Source organism: Paraburkholderia terricola (assembly GCF_003330825.1).
GTDB classification, from domain to species: Bacteria; Pseudomonadota; Gammaproteobacteria; order Burkholderiales; family Burkholderiaceae; genus Paraburkholderia; species Paraburkholderia terricola.
Genome location: NZ_CP024941.1, coordinates 314,447 through 329,208, shown reverse-complemented (window position 1 = coordinate 329,208; position 14,762 = coordinate 314,447). Strand labels below are relative to the sequence as shown.

Genomic DNA, 14,762 nt, shown 5'->3' with positions numbered 1-14,762 from the left:
CGCAACGATCTTCGATCGGTTCCATGGACGCCGAATCACCCATTGTCATGCGCTAAAAAAAACGCCGCGGACAGCCGCGGCGTGGTGGATGCTCTTCGCAACGTGGACGCGCGAGCTCACTGGCCCTCGCCGAATTTATCGGCGATCAGTTTCAACAGTGCGTCCATCGCTTCCTTTTCGTCGGTGCCTTCCGTTTCGATCAGCACGGTGCTTCCAATGCCTGCTGCCAGCATCATCACGCCCATGATGCTTTTGGCGTTGATACGGCGGCCGTTGCGGCTCATCCAGATTTCCGCCTGGTAGTTGCCGGCGAGTTGCGTCAACTTGGCCGACGCACGCGCGTGCAGCCCTAGCTTGTTCACAATGGTCGTTTCCTGTTGCAGCATGTGATGGTCCGAAGCGCGGGTAAGTGTTGTTGTGAAGGATGAAACTGCAAACCGGTTGCAATGCGTTTTGAAATCGCTTGACGCCCTTTGAACGCCGTTCGATCCGGTTACAAGCCCGTGGAGTCGGTTTTCTGGGTCAAATCGGCCTCGGGGGGCAAGGCGGGCAAACAGTCGCCAGCAGCGGCATCGGCCGGCAACGCGGGCGAACACGGTTCGCAAGCCGCGGCGGGCTGCGGGGTGGCCGGGCCGATTGCATGCACGCCCTTGGTGGCGCCGGCGAGCGCCTTGTCGACCAGCGTGTCGAGCGGCGTGGCGCGATAACAGACGGCACGCACCAGCATCGGCAGGTTCACGCCGCACAGCACGCGCACATTCGGCACCGACGCGAGCCGCCCGGCGATATTCGCCGGCGTGGCGCCGAACATGTCGGTGAGCACGAGCGCGCCGTTCTCTTCCTTGAGCCGCTCGATTTCCGAATTGGCGAACGAGACCATTTGTGCGGGATCGCAATCCGGCGATACGTCGATCACGCCGATGCGAGCCGGCAAGCCACCATAGATATGCGAAATGCAATCGCGCAACGCGGTGGCGAACGGAGCGTGCGCAATGATCAGAATGCCTGCCATGTCAGCCTTACTGCAAAAGAACGGCCCCAAACCGTGGACCGGGACGAGGCCCGGATCCCAAGCGCCCTCGACCGGCCGTGGGCCATGAGGGCCGGAACGCATCGTTTTGACGAGCGGCCCGCGACGCCCGGTCCAACCGGGACGCATGCGGAAAACTGCTCGCTCACAGTCCGCAATCCATGCCCGTGACGTCCGGCTGACGCCACCGAGTCGGCTTGGCGCGGCGGAGCGGGCATTGTAGCAGGCTCATTTTCGCGCCAAAGCGGGCGTTTCGCCCCGCGCGGAGTTACTACATAGTTTGGGGGCCATGGCGTCCAATCAAGGGCAGTGCCTCAGCCGACCGCCCGCTCCAGCGCGTCGATGAACATGGCCGCGACGTCGAAGCCGGTCTGATCCATGATCTCGCGAAAACACGTCGGGCTCGTCACGTTGACTTCGGTCAGCCAGTCGCCGATCGCGTCCAGTCCGACCAGCAGCAAACCGCGCGCCGCCAGCACGGGCGCAAGCGTGCCGGCGATCTTGCGATCGTGATCGGTGAGCGGGCGCGCCACGCCCAGCCCGCCCGCGGCCAGATTGCCGCGCACCTCGTTGCCCTGGGGAATGCGCGCGAGAGAAAACGGCACCGCTTCGCCGCCGATCAGCAGAATGCGCTTGTCGCCTTCCTTGATCTCCGGAATGAATTTTTGCGCCATCACCGAGCGTGCGCCGTCGTGACTCAGCATTTCGATGATCGAGCCGAGATTCATGCCGTCGGCCTTCACACGGAACACGCCCATGCCGCCCATGCCGTCGAGCGGCTTCAGGATCACATCGCCGTGCTCTTCGTGGAAAGCGCGCAAGCGAGCCGCGTCGCGCGTGACCAAGGTCGGTGCGACGAACTCCGCGAACTCGCCGATCGCGAGCTTTTCCGAGTGATCGCGAATCGCCTGCGGCTTGTTGAAGATGCGCGCGCCGCCGCGTTCCGCCATTTCCAGCAGCCACGTCGACGTGACGTATTCCATGTCGAACGGCGGGTCCTTGCGCATCACCACCGCGCTGAAGCTTTTCAGCGAGCGTGGCGCGGCGGCCTCGGCAGCGTACCAGGTGTCGCGATGCAGATCGGTCACGTCGCCCGCGATCGCGAAGCGCCGCACGTTCGCCTCGACGTCGCCGCCCGTCCACGCCAGATGCTTCGGCTCGCACGTGTGAAGCGTGTGGCCGCGGCGCGCGGCTTCGGCCATCATCGCGTAGGTCGAGTCTTTGTAGATCTTGAATTGCGTGAGCGGATCGGCGATGAAGAGAATGTCCATGAAGGTCCCGGTGCGCCCTGACGGGCTTGGCATTGAACGTCAATATACTCGTTGAAAATGACGATGGCGGCACGCATGCCGCCATCGGCCACCCAAGGTGGTTAGACCTGAATCGCTTCGGGATCGGTCTTTTCCAGTTCGACCGATGCGGCCAGCAACCCGAGCCGCGCCACCACGCCATACATGTAGAAGCGGTTCGGCGGCGCCGCGCCGGGCTTCGCGTGCGCATCCGGCAGCGCCGTATGCTCGAAGCCGAGCGGCACGAAGTGCATGCCCGGCGCGTTCAGATTCTGATCGCGCTCGCGGCTGCCGTGCACGCGGTAGAAGCCGCCCACCACATAGCGGTCAATCATGTACACGACCGGCTCGGCGACCTCTTCGCCGATCCGCTCGAAGGTGTACACGCCTTCCTGCACGATCACGTCGTGCACTTCGAGGCCGTCTTTCGTGGCCGCCATCTTGGCGCGTTCGCGCTTGGTGAGCGCGGCCACTTCCGACGCGTCGTGCACGGTCATCACGCTCATGCCGTAGGTGCCCGCGTCAGACTTGATGACGACATACGGTTTTTCGGAGATGCCGTACTCGCGATACTTCTTGGCGATCTTTTTCAGAACGCCGTCGATCGCATCGGCCAGCGCTTCCTCACCGGTACGCTCCTGGAAATCGACGCCTTCGACGTGCGCGAAGTACGGATTGATCATCCACGGATCGATCTCGACCATCTTGGCGAATTTCTTCGCAACGTCGTCATAGCAGGAGAAATGCGTGGATTTGCGCCGAACCGCCCAACCGGCATGCAACGGCGGCAGCAGATACTGCTCGTGCAGATTTTCCAGCACGGGCGGAATGCCGGCGGACAGATCGTTGTTCAGAAGAATCGAGCACGGATCGAAGTTCTTCAGGCCGAGCCGCCGCGGCGTGCGCTCGAGCGGTTCGAGCACGAGCTTCTGCCCGTCGGAGAGCGCGATCGTGACCGGCCCGACGATGCTTTCGTCGAGCGTGCCGAAACGCACGTTCAGGCCGGCCTGGCGCATGATCGCGGCCAACCGGGCGACGTTCTCGAGATAAAACGCGTTGCGGGTGTGGCGCTCGGGAATCACAAGCAGGTTTTTCGCGTCAGGGCAGATCTTCTCGATCGACGCCATCGCGGCCTGCACGGCGAGCGGCAACACTTCCTGCGGCAGATTGTTGAATGCGCCGGGGAACAGATTGGTGTCGACCGGCGCCAGCTTGAAACCCGCATTACGCAGATCGACCGAACAGTAGAAAGGCGGCGTGTGCTCCTGCCATTCGAGCCGGAACCAGCGTTCGATAGCGGGCGTAGCGTCGAGGATCTTCCGCTCGAGGTCGAGCAGCGGGCCGTTTAACGCCGTAACTAGGTGCGGAACCATTGATCACTCGCAGACTGGAGAAAAAAGATTGTAGAGCAAATGCTTTGCCCATTTGGGGACGGTTTCTCCATTCGCAAGCCGATACGAATGCATTCTCACTATCGTCATGATAGGTGGGGAAAACTGTTGCTCACAAGACGGAACAACTCTTTCAGCAAGAAAAAAGCCCGCCATGAAGGCGGGCCAAAGTCGCTGTGCTTGATTCTGATTGTTCAAGCCCTGAAGCCGGGCTTGCGCATGTTTTCTTATTCGACGTGTTCGCCGTGCAGGGTCACGTCCAGACCTTCGCGTTCCTGTTCTTCCGTCACGCGGATGCCCATCACCATGTCGATGACCTTCAGCAGGATGAAGCTCACGACGCCGCTGTAGACCAGCGTCGTCACCACGCCCTTGGCTTGCAGAAGGACGCTGCCGTCGAAGCCGCCGATGTCCTTGACCGCGAACACGCCGGTCAGGAGCGCACCCACGATGCCGCCGATGCAGTGCACGCCGAACGCGTCGAGCGAATCGTCGTAACCGAGCTTGTGCTTGAGCCACGTTGCCGACCAGAAGCAGACCACGCCGGCCACGATGCCGATCACCAGCGAACCCGTCATGCCGACGAAGCCCGAAGCCGGCGTAATGGCCACCAGACCCGCCACCGCGCCCGACACGATACCGAGCACCGACGGCTTACCCTTGGCCGCCCATTCGACGAACATCCACGCCAGCGCTGCTGCCGCCGTTGCGATTTGCGTCGCGAACATCGCGAAACCGGCACGGCCGTCAGCCGCCACCGCGGAACCAGCGTTGAAGCCGAACCAGCCCACCCACAGCATGGACGCGCCGATCAGCGTGAGCGTCAGGTTGTGCGGCGCCATCACTTCCTTGCCGTAGCCGACGCGCTTACCGAGCACGAGGCAGCAGACCAGACCCGCGACACCCGCGTTGATGTGCACCACCGTGCCGCCCGCGAAGTCGAGGATGCCGGCGCTAGCCAGCCAGCCGGTCGGTTCCCAGACCATGTGCGCGATCGGCGAGTAGACGATGATCGACCACAGCGTCATGAACACCAGCATCGCCGAGAATTTCATCCGGTCGGCAAACGCGCCGGTGATCAGCGCCGGCGTGATGATCGCGAACGTCATCTGGTAGACGAAGTAGACCGTTTCCGGGATCGTCTGGGCCAGATGGCTGACGGTCAGCGTCGTGGCCTTGTCGCCCTTGATGTAGTTCATGCCGGACATGAATACGCGCGAGAAGCCGCCGATGAACGAGCCGCCCGGCGTGAACGCGAGGCTGTAGCCCACCACGCCCCAGATGATCGTCACGAGGCAGGTGATCGCGAAGCTTTGCATCAGCGTGGCGAGCACGTTCTTCTTGCGGACCATGCCGCCGTAGAACAGCGCGAGACCGGGGATCGTCATGAACAGCACGAGCGCGGTGGAGGTCAGCATCCAGGCGGTATCGCCCGAATTGATCTTCGACGAATCGACCGAGAACGGCGCGGTCGGCGCGGCCGGTGCGGCGTCCGATGCTGCGGGCGCGGCTGCGGCGCTGGCGGCCGGGGCGGCGGAAGCGTCCGCTGCCGGCGCCGAGGCCGCGGCCGGAGCCGATGCATCCGCTGCCGGCGCGCTGGCGGCCGTATCGGAAGCAGCGGCCGAGGCGGCTGCCGGGGCGGAAGCGTCGTCCGCGAGGGCGGCGCCGATACCGCCCGCAAGCAGCGAACCGGCCATCAGCAAGGACATCAATAATTTGCGCATCTTTCGTTTCCTCTTATCGCTATCTGTGTCGCTATCTTTTAGTGTTACAGGGCGTCCGCGCCGGTCTCCCCGGTGCGGATTCGAATCACCTGTTCGATCGGCGTGACGAAAATCTTGCCGTCGCCGATTTTGCCGGTGCGTGCCGCGCGCTCGAGTGCCTCGATCGCCTGGTCGACGATGTCGTCCGAGACGGCTGCCTCGATCTTCACCTTCGGCAGGAAATCGACGACGTATTCAGCGCCCCGATACAGTTCCGTATGGCCCTTCTGACGGCCGAACCCTTTCACTTCCGTCACCGTGATGCCCGAGACGCCGATGGCCGACAAGGCTTCGCGCGCCTCATCGAGCTTGAACGGCTTGATGATTGCGGTAATGAGCTTCATGAAATCCTCGCTAAGTTGCGTAACCCGTTCGTAACCTGTTTGCGTACCCGTAACCCCTTCGCGTGGTCTCGTTCCGCTGTCGGCAAAACGCTACCGGCAGTGCGCGCGGGGCAGTAACAGCAACTCGCATGCCATGTTGTGTCAGACTTCGCGTGGGGGCACGCTGCGCAAGGGCTCAAGCGTGCCTGGCCGGACGGCCAACGTTGTCGGCGCACGCTGGCGCGGCTTATTGATCGTTGCTAGAGTGTTCTGACGGCGTGGAACAGCCGGATGCGCACCAAAGCCGCCCATGAGAACACCTCATACAACCGGTCATGCACCAAGATTGAGCATTTCGCGCAGCAAGGCACAGCCGCAATGAAACATGCACATTTTCTGTGCAGAAAAGGGAACACCATGAAACAACCGAACGATGTCTTCAACGACTTTCAGGCCCGCATGAGCGAGCTGTTCAAGAACTCACCGGCCAAGGACGTCGAACGCAATTTGAAAGCCATGCTGTCGCAAGGCTTCTCGAAACTCGACCTGGTCACGCGCGAGGAATTCGATACGCAGACTCAGGTGCTGGTGCGCACGCGCGCTCGCCTCGAGGAACTGGAGCGCCGCGTCGCCGAACTCGAGCAGAAGCTGCCGGTCACGCAAACGCCGTAAGGCTTTGCTCGCCGCGCATTAGCTGCGCAGTGCTGCACATCACTGGCAAGCGAGCCGTGACGTCATCAGCGTTTTAGGGGACTTGCGCGCACCCCGGCGCGCTGTCCGACGGGAGAAAACATGTCGCTTGCCGTGGTGCGCAGTCGCGCGCCGGCCTCTGGCCGCGCGCCCGAAGTTACCGTCGAGGTTCACCTCGCCAACGGATTACCCTCTTTCTCGATCGTCGGCCTGCCCGATCTGGAAGTGCGCGAAAGCCGCGAGCGCGTACGCGCGGCGCTGCAGAACTGCGGCTTCGACTTTCCTGTGCGGCGGATTACCGTCAACCTCGCTCCCGCCGATTTGCCAAAGGAGTCCGGCCGCTTCGACCTGCCGATCGCCTTGGGCATTCTCGCGGCGAGCGGCCAGATTTCAGCCGAATCCCTGCTGCATCGGGAATTCGCCGGCGAACTGTCGCTGACCGGCGCGCTACGGCCGATGCGCGGTGCTTTTGCGATGGCGTGCGGCACGGCGCGCGGCGGCGTCGCGCTTGGCGGGGGCGGCGCACTTTCCGTCACACCGGGCGAGTTCGCGGCAGCCGGTTTGCCGGCACCGCACACGCCGCAACTCTATCTGCCGGTCGCAAGCGCCGCGGAAGCGGCGCTGGTGCCCGGCGTCGACGTCTATGGCGCCGCCGATCTGCCATCGTTATGCGCACATCTGGCGGGCGCGCCCGACGCGCGGCTCTACCCTGTCGCCGCACCCGACCTCGGCGAAACGGCGCCAGTCGCCGCACCTGACATGAGCGACGTGATCGGCCAGCGCGGCGCGCGCCGCGCGCTGGAAGTCGCGGCGGCGGGCGGACATCACGTCCTGCTGATCGGGCCGCCCGGCGCCGGCAAGTCGATGCTCGCCGCCCGTTTGCCGAGCTTGCTGCCGCCCATGACCGACGACGAAGCGCTCAGCTCCGCCGCGCTACTGTCCGCGAGCCGGGCCGGTTTTACTCCCTCGCAATGGCGGCAACGGCCGTTTCGCGCGCCGCATCATTCATCGAGTGCCGCGGCGTTGGTCGGCGGCCGCAACCCACCGCAATCGGGCGAGATCACGCTGGCGCATCTGGGCGTGTTGTTTCTCGACGAACTGCCCGAATTCGATCGCCACGTGCTGGAAACGCTGCGTGAACCGCTGGAAGCGGGTCGCATCACGATCTCACGCGCCGCCTTGCAGGCGGATTTTCCGGCGGCATGCCAATTGATCGCCGCGATGAATCCCTGCCCGTGCGGATGGCGCGGCGACCCCAACGGCCGCTGCCGCTGCACGCCGGAGATCGCCGCGCGCTATCTGCGCAAACTGTCGGGGCCGTTGCTGGACCGCATCGATATCCAGCTCGAAATTCCGGCGCTCACGCCGGCTGAGTTATCGGCCCGATCGACTGCGACGGGCGAGACGAGCGCGACGATCGCAGAGCGGGTGAACGCCGCGCGCGAACGGCAACTGAGCCGGCAGGGCAAAACCAACCGCGAACTGAGCGGGCGCGAGGTGGACGAAGTCTGCCGGCCGGACGCAACGGGCGAAGCGCTGCTGCGCGAGGCAGGCGAGCGCTTCGGCTGGTCCGCGCGGGCTTATTACCGCGTGCTGAAGGTGGCCCGGAGCATCGCCGATCTCGCGGGCGCCGCCATGCCGAGCGCCGCGCAAATCGGTGAAGCCGTCCAATATCGCCGGGCGTTGGGCCCGATATAAAGCGAAAAACATGCTGTCAAGACTTGACTTATGCACATTCGCGCGTTCCTGCAAACTTTTGAAACATGTGAAAGGTGCGGCGCGCGATTCAACGAAAGACCGTTGATTCGATTGCGTTTTTTCAACCGGCGCGGGCGAAGTGAAACTGACGGAGTGCCCACCGGATGGGCATTTGCGGCAATTAAAGCGGAGTTCTCAACAGAGTTATCCACAGGGCGTCTGTGCAACGGGAAAACTTCAACGTAAACCGGCAATTAGCGCACGATGCTGCGAAGGAACTTTCACTGTGCATGATGAACCGGCGCGACGCCTCGTCGGCCAAAACTACCGTTTTCAATACAGATGGAACGACGAAAAGAATTGGTCGATCTGCTCCTGTTGCAATGGTTTCGACGTAATGATCGCGGCTTGATAAACGTGCCGCCCGCGTGCTGCCAGCCGTGCATAGACGGTGCGCGATTCATGCTGGGAACCGGCCTCGCCGCTCACTTTCATTTCCAGCCCCAGCACCTGGCCGCCTGCGGCAAGCGGGATTTGCACCGCATGGGTGACGGGCGCGGCGCCCACGTTATGGGCAAGACCGGTGCGCAGGAATTCGAGCACGGCGCGCTGCGTCGTCTCGTCATCGTTCGGCAGCATCACGGTGCCCACCGCGAATACGGCGTCGCCGGCTTCGGCGGTCTGCATCGCCATCTGCATCGGCGTGCCGTCGATCTGCACCGTTCGCTGATCGTTGCCCGGCTTGGCAGGCAGGTCGATGGTGTAGCCGTTGTCGCTGTTCGCCACGGTGCGCCAGTCGAAAGCGGGCGAACATGCCGACAAAGCCGCGCTGAGTGCCAGCATGCAGGCCGCCGTGCCGATCACCGTCCGGGCCCGCCGCAAGCGCAAAGTGCCGTCGGCGGAACGACAGTTAGTCGAAAAACGGTCTTGCGAGCGGCGAACGAACGAGCGGGCAGAAGAAATTCGAGCGAACAGATGGAAAACGTGATGAAAAACGAGCGAAACGGTTCGGAACATGGGGCGGAAGATCGGACTGACGGAAGCGGAAAACCCTATTATCCGCTCCCGGCCCGCGTCCTGCCGCGCCGACGGATTGGGGCTACAATGGCGGCAGTCATGCTGCACCGGGCTGAAAAGCCCGAACCGGCGCACTGTTCCGCGCGTTCCGCGCGACTCTCGAGGTTCCGTTCATGAGTTCCACCCCAATGAGCACCACCCCGTCCACCGCCGCCCGGCGCGCGAGTCCGGTTCGCTACCTCATCATCGCCGCCGTGGCCGTCGCAATCGCGATCGCCGGCTATTTCGCGTTTGCGGGTCAGCAGCGCGTACCCGACGCCACCTTCACGCTGCTCTCCGGCCAAAAAATCTCGACCGCCGACCTGAAAGGCAAGGTTTATCTGGTCAACTTCTGGGCGACGAGCTGCGACACCTGCATGAAGGAAATGCCGCAGATGGTCCAGACGTACAACCGCTTCAAGGGCCAGGGGCTTGAATTCGTCGCCGTCGCGATGAGTTACGACGCGCCGATGTACGTGACCAACTACACGCAAACCCGTCAGTTGCCGTTCAAGGTGGCCATGGACGACGGCTCGGCCGCGAAGCAGTTCGGTAACGTGCAGCTCACGCCCACCACGTTCCTGGTCGACAAGGACGGCAAGATTCTGAAGCGCTACGTCGGCGAGCCGCAATTCGCGGAACTCGACAAGCTGCTGGAAAAAGCGCTGAACGCGGCCTGAACGCAGGCGAGGTTCCTACGTTCCAACCTGACTCAAACGCGCCGGCCTGGCATCTCCTTGGCCGGCGCTTCAAATCCTCACCGCTCCCCTTCCCCCTTGGCCGCGAGGCCATACCGCTTGATCTTCTCGTAGAGCGTCGCCTTGCCGAGCTGCAGCTTGTCCGCCGCGACCGCGACTACGCCGCCCGTCTGCTCCAACGCCTCGGCGATCACCGCGCGCTCGAACTGCTCGACGCGTTCCTTCAGCGGCTGAGTGGGCGCGCCGTCATCGGCGAAGGACATCACCGGATCTTCGGCGACGCCGAGCACGAAACGGTCGGCGGCATTGCGCAACTCACGCACGTTGCCCGGCCAGTCGCGCTGCATCAGGCTCGCGCGCTGACGATCGGTGAGGATCGGCGCCGGGCGTTGATAACGCACGGCCGCGTCGAGTAGAAAGTGCTCGAAGAGCGGCACGATGTCCTCGCGCCGCTCGCCCAACGGCGGCAACGCGATCGTCACCACATTCAGCCGGTACAGCAGATCGCGGCGGAACGAGCCGTCCGCGACATGCTCGGCCATGTCGCCTTTCGCCGCGGCAACCACGCGGCAATTCACGCGGATCGGCTGATTCGAGCCGAGCCGTTCCAGCACGCCGTCCTGCAGCACGCGCAGCAGCTTGACCTGCAACGCGAGCGGCATGCTTTCGATTTCGTCGAGAAACAGCGTGCCGCCCGACGCATGTTCGAGCTTGCCGATGCGGCGCTTCGCCGCGCCGGTGAAGGCGCCCGGTTCGTAGCCGAACATTTCCGACTCGAACATCGGCTCCGGCAGCGCGCCGCAATTCACCGCGATAAACGGCTTGTCACGCCGCGGCGACAACTCGTGCAGACTGCGCGCGATCAATTCCTTGCCCGCGCCGGTGTCGCCGTTGATGAGCACCGATGCATCGGTCGGCGCAACGTTCGCGATCAGCCGCCGCACCTGCTCGATCGCCGGGCTGCGGCCGATGATGCGCGGCGCCACCGAATTCTGTTCCGCCAACTCGCGCCGCAGCGCGAGGTTTTCGAGCACCAGCTTGCGGCGCTCCAGCGCGCGCCGCACGGTTTCGATCAGACGTTCGGACGCAAACGGCTTTTCGATGAAGTCATACGCGCCGTCGCGCATCGCCTGCACGGCCATCGAAATATCGCCGTGACCGGTGACCAGAATCACCGGCACGTCGGGCGCGCGCTCGTGGCATTGCGCGAGCAGATCGAGACCGCTCGCGCCGGGCAAGCGAATATCGCTGACGATCACGCCGGAGAAATCCGCGCTGATCGTCTTCGCCGCGGATTCCACCGACGCATGGCCGATCACGTCGAAGCCGGCGAGTTGCAAACTCTGCACGCTGGCGCGCCGCACGAGTTCGTCGTCTTCGATATACAGCACTTGCAAGCCGTGGTTCACCATTGTCGTTTTCCGTCTGATTCAGGAACCCGTCGTCAGCGGGTCCGATGTATGGCTCGTTTGCACGCCAGCGCGGCGCAGCGTCAACACGAATAATGCGCCGCCGTGCGCCGCGTTGCGCGCCACCAGCGTCCCTCCGCAATCGCGGGCGATCGACGACGAAATCGCGAGGCCGAGGCCAAGCCCTTGCCCCATTTCCTTGGTGGTGAAGAACGGTTCGAACAGGCGCGGCAGCACGTCTTCGGGAATGCCCGGACCATTGTCGCTCACGGCGAACGACAAGCTCGTCTCCGCGACTTCGATCTCGATCGAAATGCGCGGCGGACTCATGCCAGCGGTTGCATCCAGCGCATTGCCGAGCAGATTGATCAGCACCTGTTCGAGCCGCAAGTCGTCGCAATGGGCGATCAGTTCGGGATGGTCGTCGGAGAGGTTCAAGGGCGCGCGCGCGCCGCTGTCGGCGTCGAGCAAGGCGAACTCCATTTCCACGCCTTGCAAGCGCTTTTGCAGCAACCCGATCACGTTGCGCAGCGCCCGCACGACCGGCGCGCGCGCATTGCGCGGCCGCGCTCGTCCGACGAACAGCTTCAACTGATTGGTGATCTTGCCCATGCGCTCGGTGAGCGAGGCGATTGCTTCGAGGTTGTCGCGCGCCGACGCGTGGTCGCCGCGATCGAGCAGCACACGCGTGTTGTCCGAGAATCCACGCAATGCCGCGAGCGGCTGATTCAATTCGTGCGTGATGCCGGCCGCCATCTGGCCGAGCGCGGCGAGCTTGCTCGCCTGGATCAGCTCGTCGTGCGCGGCGCGCAGTTCCTGTTCGGCGCGCGTGCGTTCGGCGACTTCCTTCTGCAATTGCTCGTTCGCCTGCGAAAGATCCGCGGTGCGCTCGGCGACCCGCCGATTCAATTCGGCATAGGCCTTTTGCAGCAGCGCGCGGCTTCTCATCACCTCGCGCACGCGAGCGCGGCGCATTCTCCAGTAGAACGCGAGCAGCACGAGCGAGATGTAGCCGAAGCCCGTGACGATGGTCGCGTTGCGCGCGTCGGCGTCGACCGGATCGACGGGCGACATCGTGATCAGATGCCAGTCCGGTTCGCCCATGCCGCGCCGCGACGCGAGGTAGCGCGGCGCATAGCGGCCGCCGCCGATGCGCACGATCTGCGCGTTGCCTTCGAGCGTGCGCTCGATCGTCACCGGCAGCGGCGCGATCGGCTGCTGCGCGTACTGACGCGCCTGGTAGATCGAATCGGCGACCTGGCCCGACAGCGGCCGTATCGTGTGATATTTCCACGCGGGCACGGCGGACAGAAAGATCACGCCATGATCGTCGGTGACGACGAGCGGCTCGGACGCATCCGCGCTCTGAAACCATTCGAGATCGAGTTTGACGACCGCCACGCCGACGATCTTGCCCGCGCGCCGCACCGGCTGCGAAATGTAGTAGCCCGGCGCCTGCGAGATCGTGCCGATGCCGAAGAAGCGGCCCACGCCGCCTTTGACCGCATCGAGAAAATACGGCCGGAAGTGATAGCCCGCGCCGATGAAACTGCCCGGCCCGCGCCAGTTGCTCGCGGCCACGCAGTACCCGTTGAGCGGAATGATGTAAGTGACCGTCGCGCGCGCGTGACGGTTGAGGTCTTCGAGATAGTGATTGGCGCGCTCGACGTTGGCCGGAGTCGGATCGACCAGCACGTCTTGCACGCTGGGATGTTCGGCCAGCAGATACGGCAGAGATTCGTAGCGCTCCAGCGTGCTCTTCAGCGCGCTGGTGGTGCGGTCGACGCGCACCGCGGCGTTGCGCCGCAAGTTGTCGATCCCGCTTTGCCACGCGACGCTGTAAGTGAGCCCGCACGCCGCCACGAGCCCGGCGACGAGCGCGAAGAGGATCAGCAGGCGGCGCGTCACGTTGGCAATATCCGATCGGTGAGGATCAGTTATTGTGGCATAAGGCGACACGCCGTCGGCGCGAGCTTCGTCGGCCGACGGCGTGGGGTTGCGGCTCGCGGCCACCGGTTTCATGCGAGGTGTCCGCGGCCGTGAGCGTCGTGGTTCTGGCAGCCGGTACGCGGCTTAAACGCCGGCCGGCTCTTTGAGCGGCACATCGCCGCGCAATGCCGCGTTCAGCTTGTTGCGGTCCAGTTCCTTTTCCCATGCCGACACCACGACCGTCGCCACGCCGTTGCCGACGATGTTGGTCAGCGCACGGCATTCGCTCATGAAGCGGTCGATGCCGAGAATCAGCACCATGCCCGACAGCGGAATGGTCGGCACCACGGCGAGCGTCGCGGCCAGCGTGATGAAGCCCGCGCCGGTCACACCGCTCGCGCCCTTCGAGGTGAGCATCGTCACCGCCAGCAGCGTGAGCTGTTGCGTCCACGTGAGATCGATGTTGGTCGCCTGGGCGATGAACAGCACGGCCATCGTCATGTAGATGTTGGTGCCGTCGAGGTTGAACGAATAACCGGTCGGCACCACCAGACCCACCACCGAACGCGAGCAGCCGAGCCGCTCGAGCTTGAGCATCAGTTGCGGCAGCGCGGCTTCCGACGAACTCGTGCCGAGCACGATCAGCATCTCTTCCTTGATGTAGCCGATGAAGCGCAGGATGTTGAAGCCCACCGCGCGCGCGATGATGCCGAGCACCACCACCACGAACACGATCGAGGTCAGATAGAACGTGCCGATCAGCTTGAGCATCGGCAGCAGCGAGCCGATGCCGTACTTGCCGATCGTGAACGCCATCGCGCCGAACGCGCCGATCGGCGCCAGCTTCGTGATGATGCGCACGATGCCGAACAGCACATGCGAGATCCCGTCGATGAAGTTCGTCACGACCTTGCCCTTCTCGCCGGCCGTCGCGAGCACCGCGCCGAACAGCAGCGCGATCAGCAGGATCTGCAGGATTTCACCCTGGGCGAACGCGGACACGAGCGTGTCCGGGATCAGGTGCATCAGGAAATCGACGGTGGTCTGGCCGTGCGCCTTCGCGGCATACGAGGCGACAGCCTTGCCGTCGAGCGTGGCCGGATCGATGTTGAAGCCGACGCCCGGTTTCAGCAGATGCGTCGCCATCAGGCCGAGGATCAGCGCGAAGGTGGAGACGACCTCGAAGTACAGCAGCGCCTTGCCGCCGACGCGCCCGACCTTCTTCATGTCCTCCATGCCGGCGATACCGGTCACGACCGTACAGAAGATGATCGGCCCGATCACCATCTTGATCAGCTTGATGAAGCCGTCGCCGAGCGGTTTCATGTCGACCGCGAGCGTCGGATAGTAATGGCCGAGCGCGATGCCGATGATGATCGCCGCGATCACCTGGACGTACAGCACTTTGTAGAAAGGTTTCTTCACGATATTACCTGCGATGTGGGTGAGCCCATGGCCTGCCACGCTGCGCATCATGCGAACGGAA

General features: G+C 63.8%; 13 protein-coding genes. 3 read left to right on the top strand and 10 right to left on the bottom strand.

All coding sequences use genetic code 11. The features are described from left to right. Positions 1-116: 116 nt before the first annotated feature. From CUJ90_RS01490 to CUJ90_RS01465, 6 genes are all read right to left on the bottom strand, one after another. Positions 117-386: an HPr family phosphocarrier protein gene (locus CUJ90_RS01490; RefSeq protein WP_054035732.1), complete on the bottom strand. Its 270-nt coding sequence runs from the start codon at positions 384-386 to the stop codon at positions 117-119. Positions 387-493: 107 nt separating this feature from the next. Next, positions 494-1,012, bottom strand: a complete 519-nt coding sequence (locus tag CUJ90_RS01485) for a PTS sugar transporter subunit IIA (RefSeq protein WP_073429359.1) — start codon at positions 1,010-1,012, stop codon at positions 494-496. Between the two features lie 332 nt (positions 1,013-1,344). Continuing rightward, complete coding sequence (gene gshB / locus CUJ90_RS01480; RefSeq protein ID WP_073429358.1) at positions 1,345-2,301, bottom strand: glutathione synthase; 957 nt, start codon at positions 2,299-2,301, stop codon at positions 1,345-1,347. A 101-nt stretch (positions 2,302-2,402) separates the two neighbouring features. Continuing rightward, a complete protein-coding gene (gene gshA, locus CUJ90_RS01475) occupies positions 2,403-3,692 on the bottom strand; it encodes a glutamate--cysteine ligase (protein WP_073429357.1) in 1,290 nt (429 codons plus the stop codon). A gap of 245 nt (positions 3,693-3,937) precedes the next feature. Beyond that, the gene (locus CUJ90_RS01470) at positions 3,938-5,434 is read right to left on the bottom strand and encodes an ammonium transporter (protein WP_114161811.1); all 1,497 of its coding nucleotides are present in this window, start codon (positions 5,432-5,434) and stop codon (positions 3,938-3,940) included. Between the two features lie 44 nt (positions 5,435-5,478). Further along, positions 5,479-5,817, bottom strand: coding sequence for a P-II family nitrogen regulator (locus tag CUJ90_RS01465; RefSeq protein WP_006048089.1), 339 nt, complete (start codon positions 5,815-5,817; stop codon positions 5,479-5,481). A 396-nt stretch (positions 5,818-6,213) separates the two neighbouring features. Here CUJ90_RS01465 and CUJ90_RS01460 point away from each other — a divergent pair, with 396 nt between their 5' ends. Beyond that, positions 6,214-6,468, top strand: coding sequence for an accessory factor UbiK family protein (locus tag CUJ90_RS01460; protein WP_073429355.1), 255 nt, complete (start codon positions 6,214-6,216; stop codon positions 6,466-6,468). Between the two features lie 120 nt (positions 6,469-6,588). Further along, on the top strand, positions 6,589-8,184 hold the full coding sequence (locus CUJ90_RS01455) for a YifB family Mg chelatase-like AAA ATPase (RefSeq protein ID WP_114161810.1): 1,596 nt from the start codon (positions 6,589-6,591) through the stop codon (positions 8,182-8,184). 333 nt (positions 8,185-8,517) lie between these two features. Here the strand turns inward: CUJ90_RS01455 and CUJ90_RS01450 are convergent, their stop codons facing one another. After that, positions 8,518-9,201 carry a hypothetical protein gene (locus CUJ90_RS01450; RefSeq protein ID WP_244219953.1) on the bottom strand — a complete coding sequence of 228 codons (684 nt, stop codon included), beginning with the start codon at positions 9,199-9,201 and terminating at the stop codon, positions 8,518-8,520. A gap of 188 nt (positions 9,202-9,389) precedes the next feature. Between CUJ90_RS01450 and CUJ90_RS01445 the strand changes: the two genes are divergently transcribed. Continuing rightward, on the top strand, positions 9,390-9,920 hold the full coding sequence (locus CUJ90_RS01445) for a TlpA disulfide reductase family protein (protein ID WP_114161809.1): 531 nt from the start codon (positions 9,390-9,392) through the stop codon (positions 9,918-9,920). Positions 9,921-9,997: 77 nt separating this feature from the next. Here the strand turns inward: CUJ90_RS01445 and CUJ90_RS01440 are convergent, their stop codons facing one another. The 3 genes from CUJ90_RS01440 to CUJ90_RS01430 are packed head-to-tail and all read right to left on the bottom strand — an operon-like array spanning position 9,998 to position 14,701. After that, positions 9,998-11,350: a sigma-54-dependent transcriptional regulator gene (locus tag CUJ90_RS01440; protein ID WP_073429351.1), complete on the bottom strand. Its 1,353-nt coding sequence runs from the start codon at positions 11,348-11,350 to the stop codon at positions 9,998-10,000. Positions 11,351-11,368: 18 nt separating this feature from the next. Next, complete coding sequence (locus CUJ90_RS01435) at positions 11,369-13,369, bottom strand: sensor histidine kinase (RefSeq protein ID WP_114161808.1); 2,001 nt, start codon at positions 13,367-13,369, stop codon at positions 11,369-11,371. Between the two features lie 51 nt (positions 13,370-13,420). Next, positions 13,421-14,701 carry a dicarboxylate/amino acid:cation symporter gene (locus tag CUJ90_RS01430; protein ID WP_073429449.1) on the bottom strand — a complete coding sequence of 427 codons (1,281 nt, stop codon included), beginning with the start codon at positions 14,699-14,701 and terminating at the stop codon, positions 13,421-13,423. Between the last annotated feature and the right edge of the window lie 61 nt (positions 14,702-14,762).

Excerpts from the sequence above, each read along its gene's own strand:
- CUJ90_RS01460 (WP_073429355.1), top strand. The coding sequence starts at position 6,214 with ATGAAACAACCGAACGATGTCTTCAACGACTTTCAGGCCCGCATGAGC.
- CUJ90_RS01440 (WP_073429351.1), bottom strand. The coding sequence starts at position 11,350 with ATGGTGAACCACGGCTTGCAAGTGCTGTATATCGAAGACGACGAACTC.
- CUJ90_RS01485 (WP_073429359.1), bottom strand. The coding sequence starts at position 1,012 with ATGGCAGGCATTCTGATCATTGCGCACGCTCCGTTCGCCACCGCGTTG.
- CUJ90_RS01450 (WP_244219953.1), bottom strand. The coding sequence starts at position 9,201 with ATGTTCCGAACCGTTTCGCTCGTTTTTCATCACGTTTTCCATCTGTTC.
- gshA (WP_073429357.1), bottom strand. The coding sequence starts at position 3,692 with ATGGTTCCGCACCTAGTTACGGCGTTAAACGGCCCGCTGCTCGACCTC.
- CUJ90_RS01470 (WP_114161811.1), bottom strand. The coding sequence starts at position 5,434 with ATGCGCAAATTATTGATGTCCTTGCTGATGGCCGGTTCGCTGCTTGCG.
- CUJ90_RS01455 (WP_114161810.1), top strand. The coding sequence starts at position 6,589 with ATGTCGCTTGCCGTGGTGCGCAGTCGCGCGCCGGCCTCTGGCCGCGCG.
- gshB (WP_073429358.1), bottom strand. The coding sequence starts at position 2,301 with ATGGACATTCTCTTCATCGCCGATCCGCTCACGCAATTCAAGATCTAC.
- CUJ90_RS01435 (WP_114161808.1), bottom strand. The coding sequence starts at position 13,369 with ATGAAACCGGTGGCCGCGAGCCGCAACCCCACGCCGTCGGCCGACGAA.
- CUJ90_RS01445 (WP_114161809.1), top strand. The coding sequence starts at position 9,390 with ATGAGCACCACCCCGTCCACCGCCGCCCGGCGCGCGAGTCCGGTTCGC.
- CUJ90_RS01490 (WP_054035732.1), bottom strand. The coding sequence starts at position 386 with ATGCTGCAACAGGAAACGACCATTGTGAACAAGCTAGGGCTGCACGCG.
- CUJ90_RS01465 (WP_006048089.1), bottom strand. The coding sequence starts at position 5,817 with ATGAAGCTCATTACCGCAATCATCAAGCCGTTCAAGCTCGATGAGGCG.